The sequence below is a fragment of the Nocardia nepalensis genome, from assembly GCF_048910785.1.
Classification (GTDB): domain Bacteria; phylum Actinomycetota; class Actinomycetes; order Mycobacteriales; family Mycobacteriaceae; genus Nocardia; species Nocardia nepalensis.
In genome coordinates this window covers 402782-422900 of sequence record NZ_JBKBET010000036.1, presented here as the reverse complement: position 1 = coordinate 422900, position 20119 = coordinate 402782, and the positions used below count along the sequence as shown (strand labels likewise).

Here is a 20119-nt window from a genome sequence, read left to right as displayed (position 1 = left end):
TGGGGTGCGCGGGGTCTGTGGGGTGGACCTCGTTACCTGGTGGTGTTGGGTGCACCGGGGTGAGCGGGTCCGTCGGATGGACCTCGGTCGGCGGGGCGGGCTGCACCGGAGAAGCCGAGGAAGACGACGGGGGTGGCTGCACTGGCGAGGGCGAAGTGGCCGACGGAAACATCGGAGCGATCGAACCGGAGACCAGCGTCGAGGTGCCTCCGATGGCAGTTTCCGCCGCATCCTCTGCCATATCGTCGACACCGCCTCCCTAGAAGTTCCTCATATTGTCCCGGCTTCCCGTCGTTGGGAATGCGGATCGTCCGGATATCGCGCGCTTGCCGCATAGTCGTAGGAATCCCAGAACTGGGAAGGAATGGAATGGCGCCAACACTCACTGACGACCTACACGGCATCCTGCAATCGCTGCTCGGGCTCTACGGTGACGGCCAGCCGGACCCGGGCCGCTCGATGACCGTCGTCGAGGCGATCGCGCACCAACTCCAGGCGCACCACGGCGTGGGCGCGGTCGGCTACACCGATGCGCGCAGCTTGCAGACGGCGATGACCGAATCCCACGCGGGCCGAGATGGTGTGGTGCTCAAGGCGGTTGCCGAATCGAGTGACGGCACGATCAACGGCCGCAATCGGTTGACCGATCAGATCGCCGAGTTCCGAAACCGCGCACTGGCGATCGCATCGGTTGGTGATACCCGATTCAGTGGACCGGCATTGCTCGACGCCGCGCGGGCCACCATCGCCAATGCCACCAAGCAGGTCGATTCCGATATGGCGGCGGCGCGGCAGCGGGCGGCCCAGATCGCACCGCCCGCAACGCAGGAGGTGAGTCGTCGCAAGAGCACGACATCGCGACGTCGCCGCCGCCGGGCGCGGTCGCGCTCCGCGGTGCTGTCGCACGGCGGCCGCGTACGGGTGCCCTCGGACGGGACCGCGGGCAGCAAGGCGGTCGGCGCGGCCAGCGCATGGCTCGGCACGCCCTACATTTGGGGCGGCGGTGGCGCGGGTGGACCGAGCGGCGGTGGCTTCGACTGCTCCGGGCTGACGCAATACGCGATCGCACAGGCTTCCGACGGTCACGTCGTGCTGCCCCGGACCACCTACGAGCAGATCTACAGCGGGGTCCGGGTTTCTCCGCAGGATGTGCGGCCGGGCGACTTGGTTTTTCCGGCAAGTTCATTCAGTGCGCGCGGCCCCGAACACGTCCAGCTCGCCGCGGGCAATGGCATGGTCATCGAAGCTCCGTATTCGGGTTCGACGGTGAAGTGGTCGCGCATGTCCGATAACGCCGTGGTCGTGCGGGTGCTCTGATGGCCACGCAGCTCGCGCCGGAGGTCGCCCACTTCCTCGAATGTTGCGGTGTCCGGTATCCGGAGATCGACGAGGGCCAGGTGCGCGGCCTCGCGATCAAGGTGCGCGCGTTCGCCGCGAATGTTCTGGGCGGTCCCGCATCCGCGACCGGCATCGGCAGGGCGGCGGGCCCCGTCCCCGAATACCAGCATCTGGTCGCGACCTGGGCGGGTGCGAGCGCCGAGCATATGGCCGAGCTCGAGCGGGTGTGCACCGTGGTGGCGAAGGCATTGGACGCGGTGGCCTATGTGATCACGGTGACCAAGACCGTGGTGCTGACCGAACTCGCCGCGCTGGCAACGACTTACGCGGCCATCATGGCCACCCCGGCGGCAGGGACCGTCGGCCCCTCGGTAGCCGCCGCGGCGCGCCGACTGTGTCTGCATATGGAACGCGCACTGGTCGGCTATATCGTCGCCGAGGTGATCGCGAAATCCCTGGAACCGCTGGGGCACAGCATCGACATCATGCTCACGGGGGTCGTCTCCGAGACGAAGGTGAGCGACGGTCGGGCCGAGGATCTGCTGCGGCATGCGGCGGGCTTCGCCGAGGAGGTGGCCGAGACCAGCCGCGGCCTGGTCCGTGAAGCCCGAACCGGATCGCCCGCGCAACAGCCGCTCGCGCAGGCCCGGCCTCGGGGCTTCGTCACACCGTGGGCCCGTGCTATCCGGGCCTCAACCGCCCGCGCGGCGGCTCCGAAGGTGCTGCCGACCAAGGCTTTTCGCTCACTGGACAGCCGGGCGACCACGGTGCGCAAGCCGCGGGATACGCCGTGGTCGAAGCTCGCCCGGCAACCGGAGGCATTCGGGTCGACGGTGACGGTGCCCACGGTTCGACGTCGCGACCGGGGATAGCACTCGCTCGATTGGTGCGGAAATGACGGCCGGTCGGGCGCGGGGGAGACAATCGCGGCCGACAGCGGGTCGCGGAAGAGGGGAGCGGGGTGCGGCGGCCGACGGTGTGTGGGGATGTCGGCCGGCCGCCGCGCTGGTGGATCGCCGAGGTAGGGGTTGACGATCCACCTCTCGCCATGCGGTGCGGGCCTGCCGGATCTCGGCTCCCGGTCACCACTGGAGGGGCAGGATCGGCGGGATGAGGTACCGTCGATCCGTAATCAATATACCGCTAAATGGCGGTACATTCAATAGCGGGCCGTTAAATTACGAACAACGCCTGGTGGCGGGGCGGCCTGACCTTCCCAACGTTGGGAATAGTCAACCGTCGTGACCAGCCCCGAAATGGCTATCTTCGGTCCACGAGATCGTCGGAAGGGAAGTCCGAGTTGTCTGCGGCCGAGGACGCGTTCTACACAGGTGTTCAGAGTCTGGCGCTGGTCGCCGGGGGTGTGCGTAACGAACAGCAAGCGATGGCCGCCTTCCGGGCGGCCACCGATCTGGATCCGGATATGTGCGACGCCTGGCTGGGCCGGGCCATGGCCGGTGAGGTCACCTCCGAGGTGATCTACGGGGCCTACCGTTCGGTACACAATCTCTACCGGGATCAGCAACGGGCCGGACTGGTCGATCGCGCGCTGTGGTGCCAGGTCGAGATCGGTATCTACGGGCTGCGCGTGGCCATGGCCGATCGGGACCAGATCGCCATCGCGCAGGCATGCTCCTATGCCGACGCCGGTGAATGGCAGGAAGCCTCAGCCATTCTCAGCGAGGTGCCGCGCGATGACGTCGCCGACTTCGTGCGAATGTCGTTGTTCTTCCGCACCAAACAGTGGCTCGACGTGCTCGCCGCGCGAAATGCCAAGCCCTCGCTCGAAGACGGTCTGCTCGATATCGCCGCCGAACTGATGACCGCGCAGTCGCTCGCGCATCTGGGCCGGCTCGGCGAGGCCCTGCCGCGTGCGCAGCGCATCGTCGAGGACAGTCAGTCCGGCAATCTGTCCTACATCTGGGCGGATGCGCACTACCTGCTCGGCATGCTGCTTCGTCACGACGGGGATCACGAGGCCGCCGACAAGATCCTCAAGGGTCTGCAGGGCTCGGCGCTGTGGCCGGACCGCCCGGACTGGCAACGCGCGGTGCGGGACAAGTCATTTCGGCTCGAGATCACCACCGCCGAGGTTATCGCGTCGCGGAGTAACCAGTGGGATCCGCAGTCCGGCGATGATCCGCGTGAGGTCGCGGCATCGGCCGCGAAGATGCAGCGGGAATCGCTGCTGGCCGAGGCATCGGATCTGCTGCGCACGCAGATCGGCATGGATTCGGTCAAGGAGCAGGTCGACCGGCTCAAGTCCGGTGTGCTGATGGATCAGGTGCGTGCCAAGCGCGGCCTCGCCGTCGATTCGCGCTCCCAGCACCTGATCTTCTCCGGCCCGCCCGGCACCGGCAAAACCACCATCGCCCGGGTGATCGCCAAGATCTTCGCAGGCCTCGGTGTCGTCGAGAATGCCGAAGTGATCGAGGTTTCCCGCAACGATATGGTCGGCACCCATCTCGGTCATACCGCACCGAAGACGAACGCGCTGATCGACTCCGCATTGGGCGGTGTGCTGTTCATCGACGAGGCGTACACGCTGGTGCAGGAGGGTCTGTCCGGCGGTGACGCGTTCGGCAAGGAGGCCGTCGACACCCTGCTGGCCCGCATGGAGAACGATCGCGACAAACTGGTCGTGATCATCGCCGGATACGAGGATCAGATCGACCGATTCCTGGCCTCCAACGACGGCCTGGCCTCCCGCTTCACCAAGCGGATCCGCTTCTCCAGCTATAACGCGGAGGAGTTGGTGCGCATCGCCGATTACATTGCCCGCAAAAAGGATTCGATCCTGTCCGAACAGGCCCGCGAGGTGCTGCGGGACCGCTGCGAAAATCTGGCCGAACAGACCCGCAACGGCCGTCGGCTGATCGATTTGGCGGGTAACGGCCGCTTCGTGCGCAATGTGGTCGAGGCCGCCGAGGCCGAGCGGGACTACCGCTTCACCAGGGATAACGCGGATCTGCTTGCGATGACCAACGAGGAGTTGATGACCATCGACGCCTTCGATATCACCGCCGCGCTCGCGGGCCTGGCGCCGGCCGCAACGGGCTGATTCGGTGGCGCGCTTCCGGGTGGTGACCAAGCACCAGATATCGGGGTGGCGGTTTCTGCTGCGCCGCATCGAGCACGCGCTGGTCCGCCGGGACGCCTCGATGATCGATGATCCGCAGCGCGGGCGTTCCACGGCGCTGACCATCGGTATCGCCCTGGCCTGTGTGCTGATCGCGGGGTCGGCCGTGCTGGCGTTCTTCAAACCCGCCAAGAAGGTGGGGGATTCGAAGATCGTCTCGGAGAAGGACACCGGTGCGCTGTTCGTGCGTGTGGGTGGTCGGCTGCATCCGGCGCTGAATCTGACCTCGGCGCGGCTCATCATCGGTTCGGCGGACAACCCGGTGCCGGTGTCGCGCGACGAACTGTCGAAATATCCGCGCGGTCCGTGGGTCGGCATCCCCGGCGCGCCCGGAGCGATCGTCGACACCAGCGACCGGAATTCGTCCTGGACGGTATGCGATACCGCGAAGATCGGCGCGGCCGCACCGGTCAATCCGACGACCGGATTGCCGACGGTCGCGTTGTCGCCGGTGCAGACCACAGCGATCGCCGGTCCGCTCACCGTCGACGGCGATGCGATCCGCGGACTGGGCCCCGACGAGGCCAGATTGCTGCGCGACGACACCACCACCTGGCTGGTGTACGCCGATCCGCAGGAGGGAATCGTCCGCGCCGCAATAGATCTGCGTGATTCGGCGGTGATCCTGGCCCTTGGCATCGATCCGACCTCGACGGTGGTCTCGGCCTCCAAGGGTTTCATCGGCGCCATCCCCGAGGCGCCGCCGCTGCGGGTGCCCGAGGTGCCGGGATCGGGTGAGTTGGTGACGTTCTCCTCCGGGCTCAGCGTGCCGGTCGGCTCGGTGCTGACGATATCGACGCCCGACCGCGGCGCCTCCTACTATCTGGTGTCGCAATCCGGTGTCGTGCAGATCAATTCGGTGCTCGCGGCGATGATCCGCAATGCCGATTCACACGGTTCGGTCGGTACCAGGACGGTCGGGCCCGATCTGATAGCGGCGAATCTGCGCCCGGGTGCGTGGCCGGGGACGGCGACCTATCCGAGCCGTCCGGTCCATGTCGTCGATCCGCAGAAGCTCGGCGTCACCTGCTATCACTGGTCGCATACTGGTACTGATCCGAATGCGCGCATCGAATTGCTCGTGGGTCGGCAGCTGCCGTTGACGATGGAGGAGCAGAACCGAACCGTCTTCCTGGTTACCGCCACCGGCTCGCGTGGGACCACCGCCGACGCCGCGTACCTGCCGCGCACCACGGGCCGATTCGTTCAGGTGACCGGACAGGATCCGGGATCGCCACGGCGTGAGTCGCTGTTCTGGGTTTCCGACAGTGGCGTCCGTTATGGCATCGATGCTCCTTACCCCGCCGAAACGCAACGGACGTTGGGCGCGCTGGGATTGCGCAATCCGGTCCCCGCGCCGTGGAGCATCGTGTCGCTGTTCGCCGTCGGCCCGACGCTGTCCCAGCAAGACGCCCGGCTCCAGCACGACGGCATTCCCACGAATAAGGCCGTCGCCGGACTTCCGGGCGGAACGTCATGACCGCCACTCGCCGATTCGTGCGGCCCGCGCGGATGGTGCGCGGTCCGAAGGCGCCCGCGGTGACCGAGCTGCGGCTGCAGCCGCCGACCGAACTGCCCAAACCGGTGCCGCCGTCCCGGCTCAAGATGATCATGCCGGTCGTCATGGTCTCGGCCATGGCCGGCATGATGGTGATGATGTTCCGCGGCGGCGGGCAGATGTCGCCGATGGCGCTGATGTTCCCGATCATGATGCTGGTCTCCATGGGCGGCATGATGGGCGGCGCCCTCAGCGGCAATGCGAACGGGAGCGCCGCGAGCCTCAATGAGGAACGCAAGGACTATCTGCGCAGCATCACCGACAACCGCAAGACCGTGCACGCGGCCGAGGCCGAACTGTACAGCTTCCTGCGCTACACCCACCCGGGCCCGCACGAGATCGCCGGGTTGATCGGTGGCAAGCGCATGTGGGAGGTCCAGGTCGCCAGTCCGCAGTTCCTGCGGGTTCGGGTCGGGCGCGGCCGGATCGCCAACCAGGTGCGCGTCATCGTGCCCGAGGCCGCGCCCACCTCGGATCTGGACCCGGTCGGCGTCGTCGAGGTGACCAGGTTCGCCAAGGCCTACTCCACCGTCGGCGGCATGCCGGTGGCGATCAATCTGCTCTCGGCGCCGCAGGTCGGCATCGATGGGGACACCGACGCGGTGGCCGCCCTGATCCGGGCGATGATCGCCGAGGTCGTCGTGCTGCACGGCCCCGACCAGATCGCGGTCGCGGCGGTGCTGTCGGATCCCGATGCGCCGCAATGGTCTTGGCTGAAATGGCTGCCGCATACCCAGCACGCCAGTGACACCGACGCGATCGGGTCGAGCCGGATGGTGTACCGCAGCGTCGCCGAGCTGCGGACCAAGGCCCTCGCCGGACTGAACCGCGGTCCGTTCTCCGCGAATTCCGAACCCACATTGGATCGCAAGCACTATCTGCTGATCGTCGATGTCGGCGGTTCGGCCACCGACCGCGATATTTCGGGTATCGACGGCTGCACCTGGCTGCGCCTGGGCCGGGCCGACCAGACCCTGCCCCGGGCGCTCAGGTTCGTGGTCGACGCCGATCGCGCGCTGCACGAGGTGACCGTGCGCGGACTGCGGCGGGTCGGGGTCGCCGACGCGATGTCGGTTGCCGCGGCAACGGCGTTGGCTCGCAACATCTCTCCGTACCGGCTCTCGACGGTGGTCGAGGCCGTAGTCGCCGATCAGGCCAGCACCGGCACCTCATGGGAGGAGATGGTCGGCATCACCGACCCGGGCGCGATCCGGGTCGAGCGGCAGTGGCCGCGGCGGCGCGACGGCGACCGGGCTCGCCTGAACATTCCGTTCGGTCACGACCCCGCCGGTGGCTTGGTGCATCTGGATATCAAGGAATCGGCCGAGGAGGGTATGGGCCCGCACGGCATGTGCATCGGTGCCACCGGCTCCGGAAAGTCGGAATTCCTTCGGACCCTTGTGCTTTCGGCGGTGGCGACACATTCGCCGGACGTGCTGAACCTGCTGCTCGTCGACTTCAAGGGCGGCGCGACCTTCCTCGGATTCGATCGGCTGCACCATGTGACGGCCGTGGTCACCAATATGGAAGAGGAAGCCGATCTCGTCACCCGTATGGAAGACGTGATCAATGGCGAAATGGGAAGGCGGCAGCGGATTCTGCGCGATGCGGGCAATTTCGCCAGTGTCGCGGACTATGAGCGGGCCCGCGAACAGGGCGCGCAGCTGGCGCCGCTGCCCACCCTGCTGATCATCCTCGACGAATTCGCCGAACTGCTCGAGCAGCATCCGAACTTCTCGAAACTGTTCGTCGCCATCGGCCGGTTGGGCCGTTCGCTGCGCATCCACCTGCTGCTGGCCTCGCAGAAGGTGCCCGCCAACCGGATGGGCGAGCTGGAGGCGCACCTGTCCTACCGAATCGCATTGCGCACCAACCAGACCAGTGACTCCCGCGACGCCATCGGCACCGCGGATGCCTATCACCTGCCGAAGAAGCCGGGTTCGGGTTATCTGCGGGTCGGTTCGGGCGACCTGCAGCGATTCCAGGCCGCCTATGTCGGTTCGCCGTACGCCCCGCCCGCGCAGGCCTCGACGGCGGGCGCGCAGCGGGCCCGGCGGCTCGGTGGCAGCTATCGGCCACCGCAGCAGTTCACCGCGGCGCATATCGTGGAGGCGCGGCCCGCGCCCGTCGAACCCGAACCCGTTGTGCAGCAACCGGAAACCCCGGACAGTGAGCCGGTGACGGTGATGGAGACCGCGCTGCAGCAGCTGGCCGGATTCGGCACGCCCGCCCATAAGATGTGGCTGCCGCCGCTGACCGTGCCGCCCACCCTGGACAAACTGCTGTCCGCCGTGACACCCGGATCGCTGCACCTGCCGCTGGCGATCGTGGACAAGCCGCGTCAGCAGCGTCAGGAGGTGTGGTCGGTCGACCTGTCCGGCGCGGGTGGCCATGTCGCCGTCGTCGGTGGTCCGCAGTCGGGCAAGTCGACCGCACTGCAGACGTTGGTCATGTCGGCCGCATTGACGCACACCCCGGAGCAGGTGCAGTTCTATTGCCTCGACTTCTCCGGCGGTCTGTCCGGTCTGCGCAATGTGCCGCATGTCGGCTCGGTCGCCTCGGCACGCGACGTTGATCGGATCCGGCGGACCTTCGCGCTGGTCACCAACCTCATCGCGAGTCGGCAGGCGCTGTTCGCCGAACTCGGCATCGACTCCATGCGCGAGTTCCGGCGCCGCCGCAGCTCACCGCGTGAGGCCGCGGAGTTGACCGCGCGCGGAGACGAGAACGGCGATGTCTTCCTCGTCGTGGACGGCTGGGATATCGGATTCGCCGTCACCGGACCGTATTTCGACGAGTACCTGCCGGTAATGGAATCGATCGCGCTGCAGGGTCTGAACTACGGGATCCACCTGGTGGCCAGCAGTTCGCGCTGGGCCGCGATCCGTCCGGCAATCAAGGATCTGCTGCAGACCCGCTTGGAAATGCGCCTCGGTGATTTGACCGATACCGTCTTCCTCGGCCAGCGCAATGTGGTCGCGGCCATTCCGCCGGATCGACCCGGCCGCTGCATCTCCAATGACGCGCTGCACATGTTGACCGCACTGCCGCGCACCGATGGTAGGGGCGAGGCGGAATCGGCCGGCGCGGGTCTGACGGCCGCGATCAACCAACTGCACCAGACCTACCAGGGCCGCAGGGCGCCCGAGGTGAAGCTGCTGCCCGCCCAGATCACCCTCGGCGAAATCCTCGCTGGCCGACCGCAACCGGCGACCCCGGCGCAGCGGATGGTGGTGCCGTTCGGTATCCGCGAATCCGATTTGCAACCGGCCGCGGTCGATTTCGGTGTTTCGACGCATCTGATCGTGCTCGGCTCATCCGGCTCGGGTAAGTCGACGCTGCTCGGGGCGCTGCTGGAATCGATCCGCACCCAGTTCACCAGGGATCAGGCCAGGGTGCTGTTGATCGACTACCGCCGCCAGCATATGGACGCCATTCCGGAAGAGCAGTCGATCGGCTACCTGACCAGTGAGCGCGATCTACTCGACGGACTGCCGCCCTTCGCGGAGAAGATGCGCGGCCGCCGCCCACCGGACGGCGTCACCTCACAGCAGCTCAAGGAGCGCTCGTGGTGGACCGGCCCGGAGATCTTCGTGGTGATCGATGACTACCACATGGTCGCCCAGCGCGGTCTGCGCAATCCGCTGGAACCGTTGAAGGACATCATCATCGACGGCCGCGACACCGGTCTGCACGTCATCGTGGCGCGCAATATCGCCCAGGCCGATACCGCGATGTACGACAACGTGCTCGGCCAGATCAAGAACCTCAACTCTTCCGGCATCATCATGGACGGCTCGAAGCTCGACGGAATCCTCATCGGCGATGTGAAGCCGATGAAACAGCCGGTGGGCCGGGGGATATTCGTCGAGCCGTTGCACTCGCGCAAGGATCTCGTGCAGTCGGCCTGGACGCCGCCGGAAGAATAAGTTACGGCCGAAGGATTAAGTGAGATCGCATGTGGGTACAGGTACTTTCGGGCTTCGATCGACTGGTATCCCCATGATTGGGAATGACCTAGCGTTCTCTTTGACAGAGTGTTCTTGCTGTACCGCTGACCCACAGGCGGCACCAGTCGTTAGGAGACTTCCATGAACCTCGACATTGTTCCGGAGCATCTCCCGGTCATCGCTGCCCGACTCGGCATCAGCTCGGGTGACCTGATGACGATGATCGGTCAGAATCTGCCCGCCGCCTGCCCGGCTCCGCCGGGATTGGATGACATAAGCGCGCTCATCCCCGAATGCTTCGGCGTGCAGGCATCGTTGTTCTTCCCGAGCACGGAATGCCTCGCGACGCAGGGCACCGACGGTGCGTGCGCGCTGCCCGAGGTCGGTACCGCCTACTCCGTCATGGATGTCCTCGACGGCACCGAGGTCATCATCGAAGGATCGCCATTGATGGCATTCGTCGAGTAGTCCGCGAAGGTCCGAGCAAAGGCTGATGACATGGCGCTGCCTTTCATATTCATCGCGCAGACACCCGAGGAGATTATCGGGCAATTGCTGGGCGGTCCGGGCATCTTCTCATTGCAGGCGACCTCGGACGCCTACCGGCTCATGGCCGCGCAATTGGATGCCGCCGCCGCCGACACCGACGGTTCGATGACCGAAATGGGGGAAACCTACCGCGGGCTATCGTCCGACCAGGCGCAGGCCGCATTCCGCAACCATGCGAACTCACTTCGTGATCAGGCCGTCGTGGCCCTGCGGACCGCGCAGGTGGCGGACGACGCACTGGCCATCTACACCGGAGCGCAATCGGCCATGGAGGTCGTAGCCGCGCACCTCGCGGAATTCTATGCCCGGCAGGCGGCCTCCGCGCTGACGATCGGAACTCCCGCCTGGCCAGCAGCTCTGATCGCCGAGATGGAGTATCTGGAGATCAAGTTCGAGGCCACCGCCGTGATGGTCGGCTACGCCGCCGCGCTGATCCCGACCCTGGCCACACTGCCGCCACCGATTACCCCGCCGCCGCCCATCGTGACCAACGGCGGGGATATCTCACCTTTTCTCCAGGGCGACGCGCCGGTGTCGAACACCAATCCCGAAATCGTTGGGGGACACCCGAATACCACGACCCCCAACACCACCACTCCGACCAACACCGATCCCGGCGCCAACAATGTCAACGATCCGGGTACCGACCCCGGCAACGGGAACCCCACCGACCCCGGTCAGCCCCCGACCGATCCGACCCAACCGCCGGGCGACGCCGCTCAGCCACCCGCGAACGCGGATCAGCCATTGTCGCCGCTGAACGATGCGGCCGGGAATCCGGCCCTGGACGGTTCCGGCAATCCGTCGATGGACCAGGGCTTATACGGAACCTCAACGGATTCCCCGACTTTGGCGGGCCTCAACGGCGGTGTCGGCAGTGCCGTCGCGCTCGGCATGGCGCGCGGCGGTCTCGGCTCGATGCCGGGTTCCTCGACCGGCTTTCGGATGCCATCGAGCTGGCTGCGCGGGGCGGGCGCCACCTACGGCCCCGCGTCGAATCCGGTGGCGACCGGACCCGCGACCCGTGGCGGCCCGCCGCGCCGGGTGGTCGCGGCCAATGCTCGCATGCGTCGGCGTCGCCGTGACGAGGAACGCAAGCCGGGCAAGGTATTCGTGCCAGGTGAGCAATTGGAAGTCCCGGTATTGGAGAAGCCTCCGGTCATCGGTGTCATCGAATACGACGATCGCCCGGCCGAACCCGTCATCGAACAAGAAGTTCTGGTCGGCGTCATCGAACGTGCCGAGGACGTTTCGGAATCGAATTCCCCACTTCTTCCACGGTAAATCGCCGAGGTTGAATTCCAGTTGATGGAGAGGAACAACAATGGCTACTTTCACACATATCGACCCTGACAAGTTGAAGACGGGAGCCGCCAACTCGGCCGCCTGCCTCGGTGAACTCGAGGGGTGCCTGAACGGTATGTGGAGTGCGCAGGACGAGCTGGCCGCGGCGGTCAAGGGTGCCACCGGTCACGCGGCCCAGAAGGCGCTGTCCGACGCGTACAACGCGGGCAAATCTCTGGGTGGCACGCTGCAGGAGATCATCGATGCCTTGAACGATGCCCATGTCAAGATCGATGCCCACGACTTGGACGCGGCACAGCAGGTCACCCACAGCGGCAATGCCGACGGCTTCGTGAGTGCGGGTGGCGACCACAACTTCCTGGGCGCGACGGGTCAGGCGGCTTATAACTCCGGAGCATCGAAGGTCGATTTCAACACGTGGCACTGAGTAAATAAACTAGGCTCGAGAAAGGCTATTACAATGTCCCAGCCGATTCACTTCAATTACAGCGCCGCAGAGGCGGCCACCGGTAACATCGGATCCCTTGCTGCCGCGATGCAGAAGAACTCGGAAAACCTGCGCTCGCTCTACAACCTGCTCATGCAGGAATTCAAGGGCTCGGCAGCAGAGGGATACGAGTCGATCATGGGTACGTTCGACAGCAAGATCACCGCCTACGACGGCTCGGTCAAGGCGCTGAATGCCAAAATGTCCGAGCACATGAACAGTGGCGGAACGATGAATCAGATCGATATCATCCAGGGAAACCGGTTCGGCGCGATCAAGGCGTAACGGTAGGCAGTGGAGACCGATCCGATCGCGATCGACCTGAATGTCGATGCCGCGCTGTTGTTGCAAGACATGGCGGGCATCGACTCCTATCCGCCGGTATTGGCATTGCTGCCGAATGTCTACCACCTCGATGACCTGAAACGGGTGCGCGCGGTCGTCGCGAAGGAGCTCACCGAAGTGGGCATCATCGACGGCGATCGCATACACCCGGTAGTCGAGGATTGGCTGCAGTGCCTCTACCGCCCGGATGTGGAACTGGTTGCGCGAGTGTTCAGTACGGGACTGGATGGCGAACCGGAGGGCATGCTGCGGATGTCACTGGTTCGGCATGGTGAAACGCATGTTCTTGCGCTGCGCCATGACGATGAAGTCGTCATTCAGCCGGTATTCCAGCAGGGACGCCAACTCGACACCGTCTGCGCCGCTTTGGCCGCCGCGTTGGGCCCTTGTCCGGCACTGCGTTTCGAGCCGATTACCGTGGCGCGGGCGGAATTGGCCGAGGTGCCCGCCGGACAGGACGACTGTCGGCAGGCGCTGATGGAGTTGGGTGCGCAACCGCATACCGCGGCCGTGCTGAGCCGGGTGCTCGACGAGACCGTGCGGCGAGCGGAGATCGTGGTGATCGAACACCAGGACGGTAGCGAACAGCGGCCGAAGTTCTGCGTGAGTGTGCTCGACACCCTCTCGGGACGGGTCATCGTGACGCCGAGTGTGGCGATGGACGGGGAAGTCCGATCGACCTACGCACCCGGTGACGACTCCACCCTGCATGCGGGCATCGCAGCGCTGGTCGAACTGTTGCCGGGCCGAAGTTGGTTCGACACCAGTCGAGTTGGTTGACTGTTGCGCCGGAATTGTTGAGGCGCGACGGCTGCCGATAGGACTGGGTTTTTCGAGAGGACGACAGATATGAGCCGAGCGCCGAGTACGAATGGTCATCCGGCCGAGTCCGTCCGGAGCAAGGGCGGGTACGACGCCTTCTTCACGCAGGCCGCACCGGAGGACGCGAGTGCACCGTCGACCGGCGGCGTTCCGGCGCGTCCGTACCAGGCCTACCGCGAACCGGTGATCGGGGCGCCCGACCAGTCGCGGCCGCAGGTCCCGGCGGGCCAGGACGGTCCGGCCGAATCGACGAGCTCACCCGCGGGCATCGAATCGAACCCATCGCTGCCCGGCTCCGCCTCGAATCCGACCGCGTCCAATCCGGCGACCGCGAATGTGGGCGCGCCGCAGGAGAATTCCATCGCGCTGCCCCCTGCCGCGGAATCATGGGCACCTCCTGCGCAATCGGAGCCCGCGACGGCGCGGATCACCACGACCGGCCCCAGCGCTACCAGTAGTCCCAGCACCACAACGGGTCCGACCGCCTCTACCGCGGGATCCGGCACCGAGACGGGTTCCAACACCGCACTGGGATCCAGCACCACAACCACGCACTACACCGAGAACACCGCCGTGCCATGGCAACCGACCGCCGCGCCGCCATCGACCGCGGCGACGAACTGGGTGCCCGAGCGGATCGACCGCAGCGCGATCGAATCCGCGCCGCGGGTCGAGGTGCTGCCGGCCGCACTGACCTCGATGGACCTGTTGGCCGATATCGCCGCGGCGAATCGGGCCAGGTTGCAGTCCAGTTCCGGGGTGCGCGGCGCGCTGAACAAGGTGGGATTCAAGCTCGGCCTCTCGCCCGCCGAACAGCGCACCGAAGATCGCCGCGCCCGAATTCGCCGCCAGCTCAATACGACCTACCAGATCGCGGTGATCAGCGTGAAGGGCGGCGTCGGCCGCACCACCACCGCCGCGACCCTCGGTTCGACCTTCGCGGCACTGCGTCCGGACCGGGTCGTCGCCGTCGACGCGAATCCGGATTTCGGAGATCTCCCCACCCGCACCGCACCGCACCCGTATGGTCTGACCCTGCGCGACCTGGCGCAGGCGTCGAATCTGGAGGCCTTCTCGACGGTGCAGTCGTTCATGTCGATCAACTCGGCCGATCTGGCCGTCATCGCCTCGCCGTGGACCATAGAGGCCAGCGAGGCGCTCTCGGGTCGCGAATATGCCACGGCCGTCGAGGTTTTGCGCCGCCATTTCAATCTGCTCGTCGTCGACTGTGGTACGGGCGTGCTGGATTCGGTGACGCTGAGCGTGCTGCAGACCAGCGATGCCGTCGTGGTGGTCACCCCGGCTACCGTCGGCGGTGTCAAAGGCGCTGTGGCCACGCTGAATTGGCTGAGTTCACACGGTATGCAGCATTTGATCGCCAAATCGGTCGTCTCGATCGTGCATCAGCAGCCGACCAAGCCGGTCGTCGATGTCTCGGCGATCGAGAAGCTGTTCGCGACCGGACAGCGCCCGACCTGCATCCTGCCCTACGACGTCCATCTGGCCGAGGGCGGCGAAATCGATCTGCGCCTGCTGGAAAAGGAAACCTTGCTCGCCTTCGAAGAACTCGCGGCCGGACTCGCGGACGGCTTCCCGAACTATCTGGGTGGCGCCGGTGGCGGCCGGACCGCCGGAGGGTGGCGATGAGCACTGCCGTTGCCACACCGCCCGGGGCTGTGCCCGCGGCATCCGCCGAGGTGGCGCGCGCCCGGATGGCGGTCATGGTGTCCAGCTACCAGGTCGATGTGGTGGTGCCGACCAAGTTCACCATCGAGACCTTCATCGATGATCTGCTGGTCGTGCTGGCCAAGGCGATCGATGACGAGACCGTCGACTTCACCCCGCCGACGGGCCAGTGGAGCCTGGCGCGGCCCGGTGAAGCGCCGATGCCACGCTGGCGCAGTCTCGCCGATCACGACATTGTCGACGGCACGGTGCTGATGTTGGCCGCGGTCGAATCGGCGGAGGTGTTCACACCGGTCGTCGAGGACATCACCGATGCGCTGGCCCTGATCAATCAGCGCGAGTTCGCCGAATTCGATTCCGACACCGCGGCGGTCGTCGGTCTGGCCGCGCTCGGGGCCGGTGCGGTCGCGATCGCGGGGATGTTGTCGTGGGCGTGGACCGAGACCGGGTCGGTCTGGTGGTACGCGCTGCCGGCCTTGCTGCTCGGCGCGGTGTGCTGGGGTGGCGCGGTGCAGGCGCGGCGACGCGAGTTCACGCCGCGGATCAGTCTCGGGTTGGCGCTGTCGGCGATTCCCCTGTTGTTCGCGGGCGGTGCGATGTTGGTGCCGCCCGCCTACGGTGAACCCGGGCCGTTCGAAGCGGCCAACCTGGCCGCCGGATCGGTCGTCGCCGCCGTCGCCGCGGCGGCCATCATGCGCATGACGAGGCTGGGGATCGCCACCCTGATGGCGGTGACGGTCCTGGGCGCGACATCGGCGACTGCCGCGATTCCCCTTACCTACCTTGATCTTTCGGTGCATCAGGTCGCCGGTGGCGCGGTGTTGGTCGGACTGATCCTGCTGACCTCGGCGCCGCGCATGGCCGTGGTGATCGCCCGGATCCGGCCGCCGGATCTGCCCGACCCCGGCAATGAGGTCGCACCGGCCACCCTGACCGATATCTTCGACGCCGAATCCGCGCGCGACGACGCCGATCTGGATTCCGCCGAGGACACCGAACGGCGCAGGGAACAGGCCGGCGTCGGGATCGAGGGACGGGCCAGGCTGGCGGTGACGAGTCTGCGCGGGCTCATGGCGGCGACCTCGGTGCTGCTGTCGGTGGCCGCGGTCATATCGATCGCGTCCAGTCCGGGTGGCATCCGCGAGATCGTGCTCGCGGTGGCCGTGGCGGGTCTGCTCGCGATGCGTTCGCGCTGGTTCCCGGACCGCGTGCAGGCGATCGCCCTGATCACCGCGGCCTGCGCGATTGTGGTCGGCGTCGGTTTCGTCCTGATCAACGCCTACAACAGCGCGCCCGCCCATCTCGTGGTCGTGCTGGCGGTCACCGTGGCCGCGCTCGCGGGATGTGTTGCGGCCGTGCAGTTGCCGGGTCGGCGCCTCTCGCCGGTGACCCGTCGGATCATCGATCTCATCGAATACGCGCTCATTCTCGTGATTCCGATCATCTCCTGCTGGATCATGGGCATCTACACCGCGATGCGGGCGATCTGATGCGAATCCGCACAACCGCGATCGCGGTGGTGCTCGGCATCACGCTGATCGCCTGTGGCGCACCGGCATCGGCGGTGGAGCCGCCGCAGGTGATCGTCGGCTTCACGCTGCCGGATGAGGCGCCCGGTCCCGAACTTCCGACGAAACAGGACAAGGGCTGTCTAGCGGCCGGTGTGCTGAAGGACAGCGATCTCTCGCGGGTCCCGCCCCCGGAACTGACGCTCGATCTGCCGCGTGCGCGGGCATTGAGCCGCGGCACGGGCGTGACCGTCGCGATCCTCGATACCGGGGTGACGCCGAGTTCCCGGCTGCCCGGTCTGGTCGGCGGCGGCGACTATGTCGCCGCGGGCGGCGACGGCCTGTCCGACTGTGATGCCCACGGCACCCTGGTGGCCGGAATCATCGGCGCCACATCCGAACCCACCGACGGATTCGCCGGTGTCGCTCCGGACGCCAAGATCATCTCCATTCGCATCCGCTCGGGCGCGTTCAACCTCGATAAGCCGAGTAATGACGCGCCGGATCAAATCGCCTTGGACATCCGGGCGATGGCGCGGGCGATCGTGCACGCGGCCAACCAGGGCGCCGGGGTGATCACGGTGGCCTTGCCGATCTGTGTGAAGGTCGGATCTCCGGTGGATCAGTCGCTGTTGTCGGCGGCCATCGGCTATGCCGTACATGTGCGTGGTTCGCTGATCGTCGCAGGAGCCGGGAACGCCACCGCCATGAACTGTGAACAGAATCCGGAGATCGATCTGACCCGCCCCGAGGATCCGCGGAACTGGCGTGACGTCAAGACCGTATCCACACCGGGCTGGTTCGGTTCGGATGTGCTGACCGTCGGTTTCACCACCGCGACCGGTGCGTTGATGCAGGATTCGCTGACCGGCCCGTGGGTTTCGGTCGCCGCGCCGGGTACCGCGATCGAATCGCTGGGCCCCGGCGGCAGTGGGCTGATCAACGGTGTCGGCGAACCCAACAAGCTGGTGCCGGTCGGCGGCGCGTCCTTCGCGGCCGCCTATGTCAGTGGGGTAGCGGCGCTGGTGCGGTCGAGGTTCCCGAATGAAACTCCGGGCGAGATCATGTCGCGCTTGCAGGCCAGTGCCCACCACCCGGCGCGCGGTATCGATAACGTCGTCGGCGCGGGCATCATCGATCCGGTCGCCGCGCTGAGCTATCGCACGCCGCCGCAGCCGCCCGCCGGTCTCTACCGGTCCTCGGTGCTGACGATGCCACCGGCGCCGCGTGCGAAGGACACGCGTCCGATGTTCACGGCGGCGGCGGTCATCCTGGCCGCCATCGTGCTCGGCCTCGGCGCGAGCTACGTGGCCAGCGCGGGCCGGAGGCGGCGGTGAGCCTTCCCAGCATTCGGGTCGGCGGTGTCGAACGTGGTCCGTTCGCCGTCGCCGTGATCGGCGGCAGCCTGGTGGTCACCGGGTTGTCCGTGCACACACCGATCTGGGCGAGCGCCGCGGTGGTCACGGTGCTGCTGGTGTCGGTGGCGGTGCAGGTCAACGATCGGACCACCGTCCGGTGGCTGCTCGACTGGGCCGAATACCGATTCGGCAGGGCCGCCCGTGTCCGGGCGCTGGCTGGTCCGGTGGAGTTGGAGGATGTGCAGGTCGCCGCGGGTGTCTGCGGCATCCGCGCCGACGGCACGTGGCTCACCGCGATGATCCAACTCGCCCCGAACCTCGATCTGCCGACGGTCATCGCGGAGAAGTCCATCTACACCGAGGACACCGTGCCGGTCGACGCGTTGCGCGATCTGCTGGACCAGTACGGCCTCGCGGTCGATATCGACATCGTGACCACCGGCCAGCGCGTGCGCTCGACCGGTAACTACAGCATGCTCTACGACCAGCTGATCGGTTCGCATCCGGTGGTCGGGCACCGCCTGACCTGGTTGGTCGTCCGGCTGGATATGGAACGGAACCTGGAGCTGCTGCGCCACCGCGGCCCGTGCGCCGAGGTGGCGCCCAAGGCATTGGCGAGCGCGGCGCATCGCATCGCGGGCCGGTTGCGCGAACGCGGTATCGCCGCGCACGCACTGCCCGCCACGGCGCTCGTCGAGGCGACCAGGGTGCTGCACGCCGGAGTCGAACTCTCCGATCTGCGCGAGACCTGGACCTGCCTGGAATCCTCGGTGCCCGGCCGCTGCGTGACCAGCTTCCTGATCGACTGGACCAGGCTCGACGGCGTGGGGCTGGACGACTGCTGGGCCTGGAACCGCGGCCGCACCACGCTGGTGGTCAGCCTCACCGATGCCGGGACCGGACCGCGCGCGATCGCACGCTATATCGGCCCGCCGGTGACGGACTCGCCACCGGAATATCTGCGCCCGCTGACCGGCCAGCAGGCCACGGCAATGCTGGCCTCGCTGCCCACCGGAACATCGATCCGCGCCGTGCCCGTCGACGAATCGGGCGCCGATATCGCTCCGGACGAGCTCGTCGCGGATCTGACCATCGCGATCGGTCCCAATGGACAGATTCTCGGTTCCATCAGCGGGCAGCCGCGCCACACCCTGGCGCTGCCGCTGTTCGATCCGGCCCGCTTCAATCCGCGGCGGCGCACCATCGACGTGCACGCCGATTTGCCGGTGGCCCAGCAGATCGTGCTGCGCGCCATGGTCGTCGGTGCCGATGTCGAGGTCCATTCGGTGCGCCCGCACCGCTGGTGGCAGCTTGTCGCCGCGGTCGGCGATCCGGAATCACTACGCCTCGCGCCGGAGAACGCGGCGGGCGAGGACGGCGATGGACAAGCGAGCCCGGCGCCGTCGTCGGCGACGATCACGGTCTTCGACAACCTGCCGCCCCGAGCCTCGAACGCGCACACCACCGTCACCATCAGCGAGCCGGGTGGTCCGCGGCGGCGGTCGGTCGATCTGGCGATCGATCAGGTCAGCGCGACCGCGGTGGATGTCAGCATTCCGATGCGCACGGTCCGGGTCGATCTGATCGAGCCACGGGGTGAGACCCGGTATTTCGACTCCGCCACCCAACAGCCCGCAATCACTGCGGGCGGTGGTGGCGCGGTGACTCCGGCCGCACCGCAACCCAATGGCCATCGCTCGAGCTGAGGGGGACGGTAGTGTCTATCAGCGTGGTTGTGGACTCCCAGCCGGATGACGGCGAATTTCTACATCAGCACAACGGGGAGGCGCTCACCCCGAGGCAGGCTGCTGTGGCCATTTTCTCGAGTCGACTCTCGGAGTTGATAGCGGAGTCGGTGGTGTCGACCGAAGACGGCTCTACGCGCTCGCTGACGCTGTATTCGTTGGCGCAGCATCTGGAACAGGCGTACCCGGATGTGCCGGTCTCCCAGTCGGGTCTGTACCGGCTCATCCACGGTGATGCCGTGCCGCGGCTCGATCTGATCATCGCATTGGCGCGCGTATTCGATGTTCCCCCTGAGCATTTCGTCACCGCAGACAAGAAGTCCTGACCG

The 20119-nt window shown here is 66.6% G+C and carries 15 protein-coding genes; all 15 read left to right on the top strand.

The window, feature by feature from the left end; genetic code table 11:
* Positions 1-369 precede the first annotated feature (369 nt).
* Positions 370-1317 (top strand): C40 family peptidase, encoded by a 948-nt coding sequence (locus ACHQ4I_RS31590; RefSeq protein ID WP_420775534.1) that lies wholly within the window; start codon positions 370-372, stop codon positions 1315-1317.
* On the top strand, positions 1317-2210 hold the full coding sequence (locus ACHQ4I_RS31585; protein ID WP_420775533.1) for a hypothetical protein: 894 nt from the start codon (positions 1317-1319) through the stop codon (positions 2208-2210). Before ACHQ4I_RS31590 ends, ACHQ4I_RS31585 begins: the two co-directional genes overlap by 1 nt.
* 428 nt (positions 2211-2638) lie before the next feature.
* Positions 2639-4399 carry a type VII secretion AAA-ATPase EccA gene (gene eccA / locus ACHQ4I_RS31580; RefSeq protein ID WP_420775532.1) on the top strand — a complete coding sequence of 587 codons (1761 nt, stop codon included), beginning with the start codon at positions 2639-2641 and terminating at the stop codon, positions 4397-4399.
* A gap of 19 nt (positions 4400-4418) precedes the next feature.
* Positions 4419-5957 carry a type VII secretion protein EccB gene (gene eccB, locus ACHQ4I_RS31575; protein WP_420775531.1) on the top strand — a complete coding sequence of 513 codons (1539 nt, stop codon included), beginning with the start codon at positions 4419-4421 and terminating at the stop codon, positions 5955-5957.
* Positions 5954-9964, top strand: a complete 4011-nt coding sequence (gene eccCa / locus ACHQ4I_RS31570) for a type VII secretion protein EccCa (protein WP_420775530.1) — start codon at positions 5954-5956, stop codon at positions 9962-9964. The genes eccB and eccCa overlap by 4 nt, the downstream gene beginning before the upstream one ends.
* Before the next feature lie 162 nt (positions 9965-10126).
* Positions 10127-10453: a hypothetical protein gene (locus ACHQ4I_RS31565; RefSeq protein ID WP_420775529.1), complete on the top strand. Its 327-nt coding sequence runs from the start codon at positions 10127-10129 to the stop codon at positions 10451-10453.
* A 30-nt stretch (positions 10454-10483) separates the two neighbouring features.
* On the top strand, positions 10484-11818 hold the full coding sequence (locus ACHQ4I_RS31560; RefSeq protein ID WP_420775528.1) for a PPE domain-containing protein: 1335 nt from the start codon (positions 10484-10486) through the stop codon (positions 11816-11818).
* A gap of 40 nt (positions 11819-11858) precedes the next feature.
* Positions 11859-12266 carry a WXG100 family type VII secretion target gene (locus ACHQ4I_RS31555; RefSeq protein ID WP_420775527.1) on the top strand — a complete coding sequence of 136 codons (408 nt, stop codon included), beginning with the start codon at positions 11859-11861 and terminating at the stop codon, positions 12264-12266.
* Positions 12267-12299: 33 nt separating this feature from the next.
* Positions 12300-12611, top strand: coding sequence for a hypothetical protein (locus ACHQ4I_RS31550; protein ID WP_420775526.1), 312 nt, complete (start codon positions 12300-12302; stop codon positions 12609-12611).
* A 9-nt stretch (positions 12612-12620) separates the two neighbouring features.
* Positions 12621-13451 carry an ESX secretion-associated protein EspG gene (locus ACHQ4I_RS31545; protein ID WP_420775525.1) on the top strand — a complete coding sequence of 277 codons (831 nt, stop codon included), beginning with the start codon at positions 12621-12623 and terminating at the stop codon, positions 13449-13451.
* 69 nt (positions 13452-13520) lie between these two features.
* Positions 13521-15140, top strand: a complete 1620-nt coding sequence (locus tag ACHQ4I_RS31540; protein ID WP_420775524.1) for a CpaE/TadZ family protein — start codon at positions 13521-13523, stop codon at positions 15138-15140.
* The gene (gene eccD / locus ACHQ4I_RS31535; protein WP_420775523.1) at positions 15137-16669 is read left to right on the top strand and encodes a type VII secretion integral membrane protein EccD; all 1533 of its coding nucleotides are present in this window, start codon (positions 15137-15139) and stop codon (positions 16667-16669) included. The genes ACHQ4I_RS31540 and eccD overlap by 4 nt, the downstream gene beginning before the upstream one ends.
* Positions 16669-18024 carry a type VII secretion-associated serine protease mycosin gene (mycP, locus tag ACHQ4I_RS31530; RefSeq protein WP_420775522.1) on the top strand — a complete coding sequence of 452 codons (1356 nt, stop codon included), beginning with the start codon at positions 16669-16671 and terminating at the stop codon, positions 18022-18024. The genes eccD and mycP overlap by 1 nt, the downstream gene beginning before the upstream one ends.
* A complete protein-coding gene (eccE, locus tag ACHQ4I_RS31525) occupies positions 18021-19751 on the top strand; it encodes a type VII secretion protein EccE (RefSeq protein WP_420775521.1) in 1731 nt (576 codons plus the stop codon). Before mycP ends, eccE begins: the two co-directional genes overlap by 4 nt.
* A gap of 23 nt (positions 19752-19774) precedes the next feature.
* The gene (locus ACHQ4I_RS31520) at positions 19775-20116 is read left to right on the top strand and encodes a helix-turn-helix domain-containing protein (RefSeq protein ID WP_420775520.1); all 342 of its coding nucleotides are present in this window, start codon (positions 19775-19777) and stop codon (positions 20114-20116) included.
* Positions 20117-20119 lie beyond the last annotated feature (3 nt).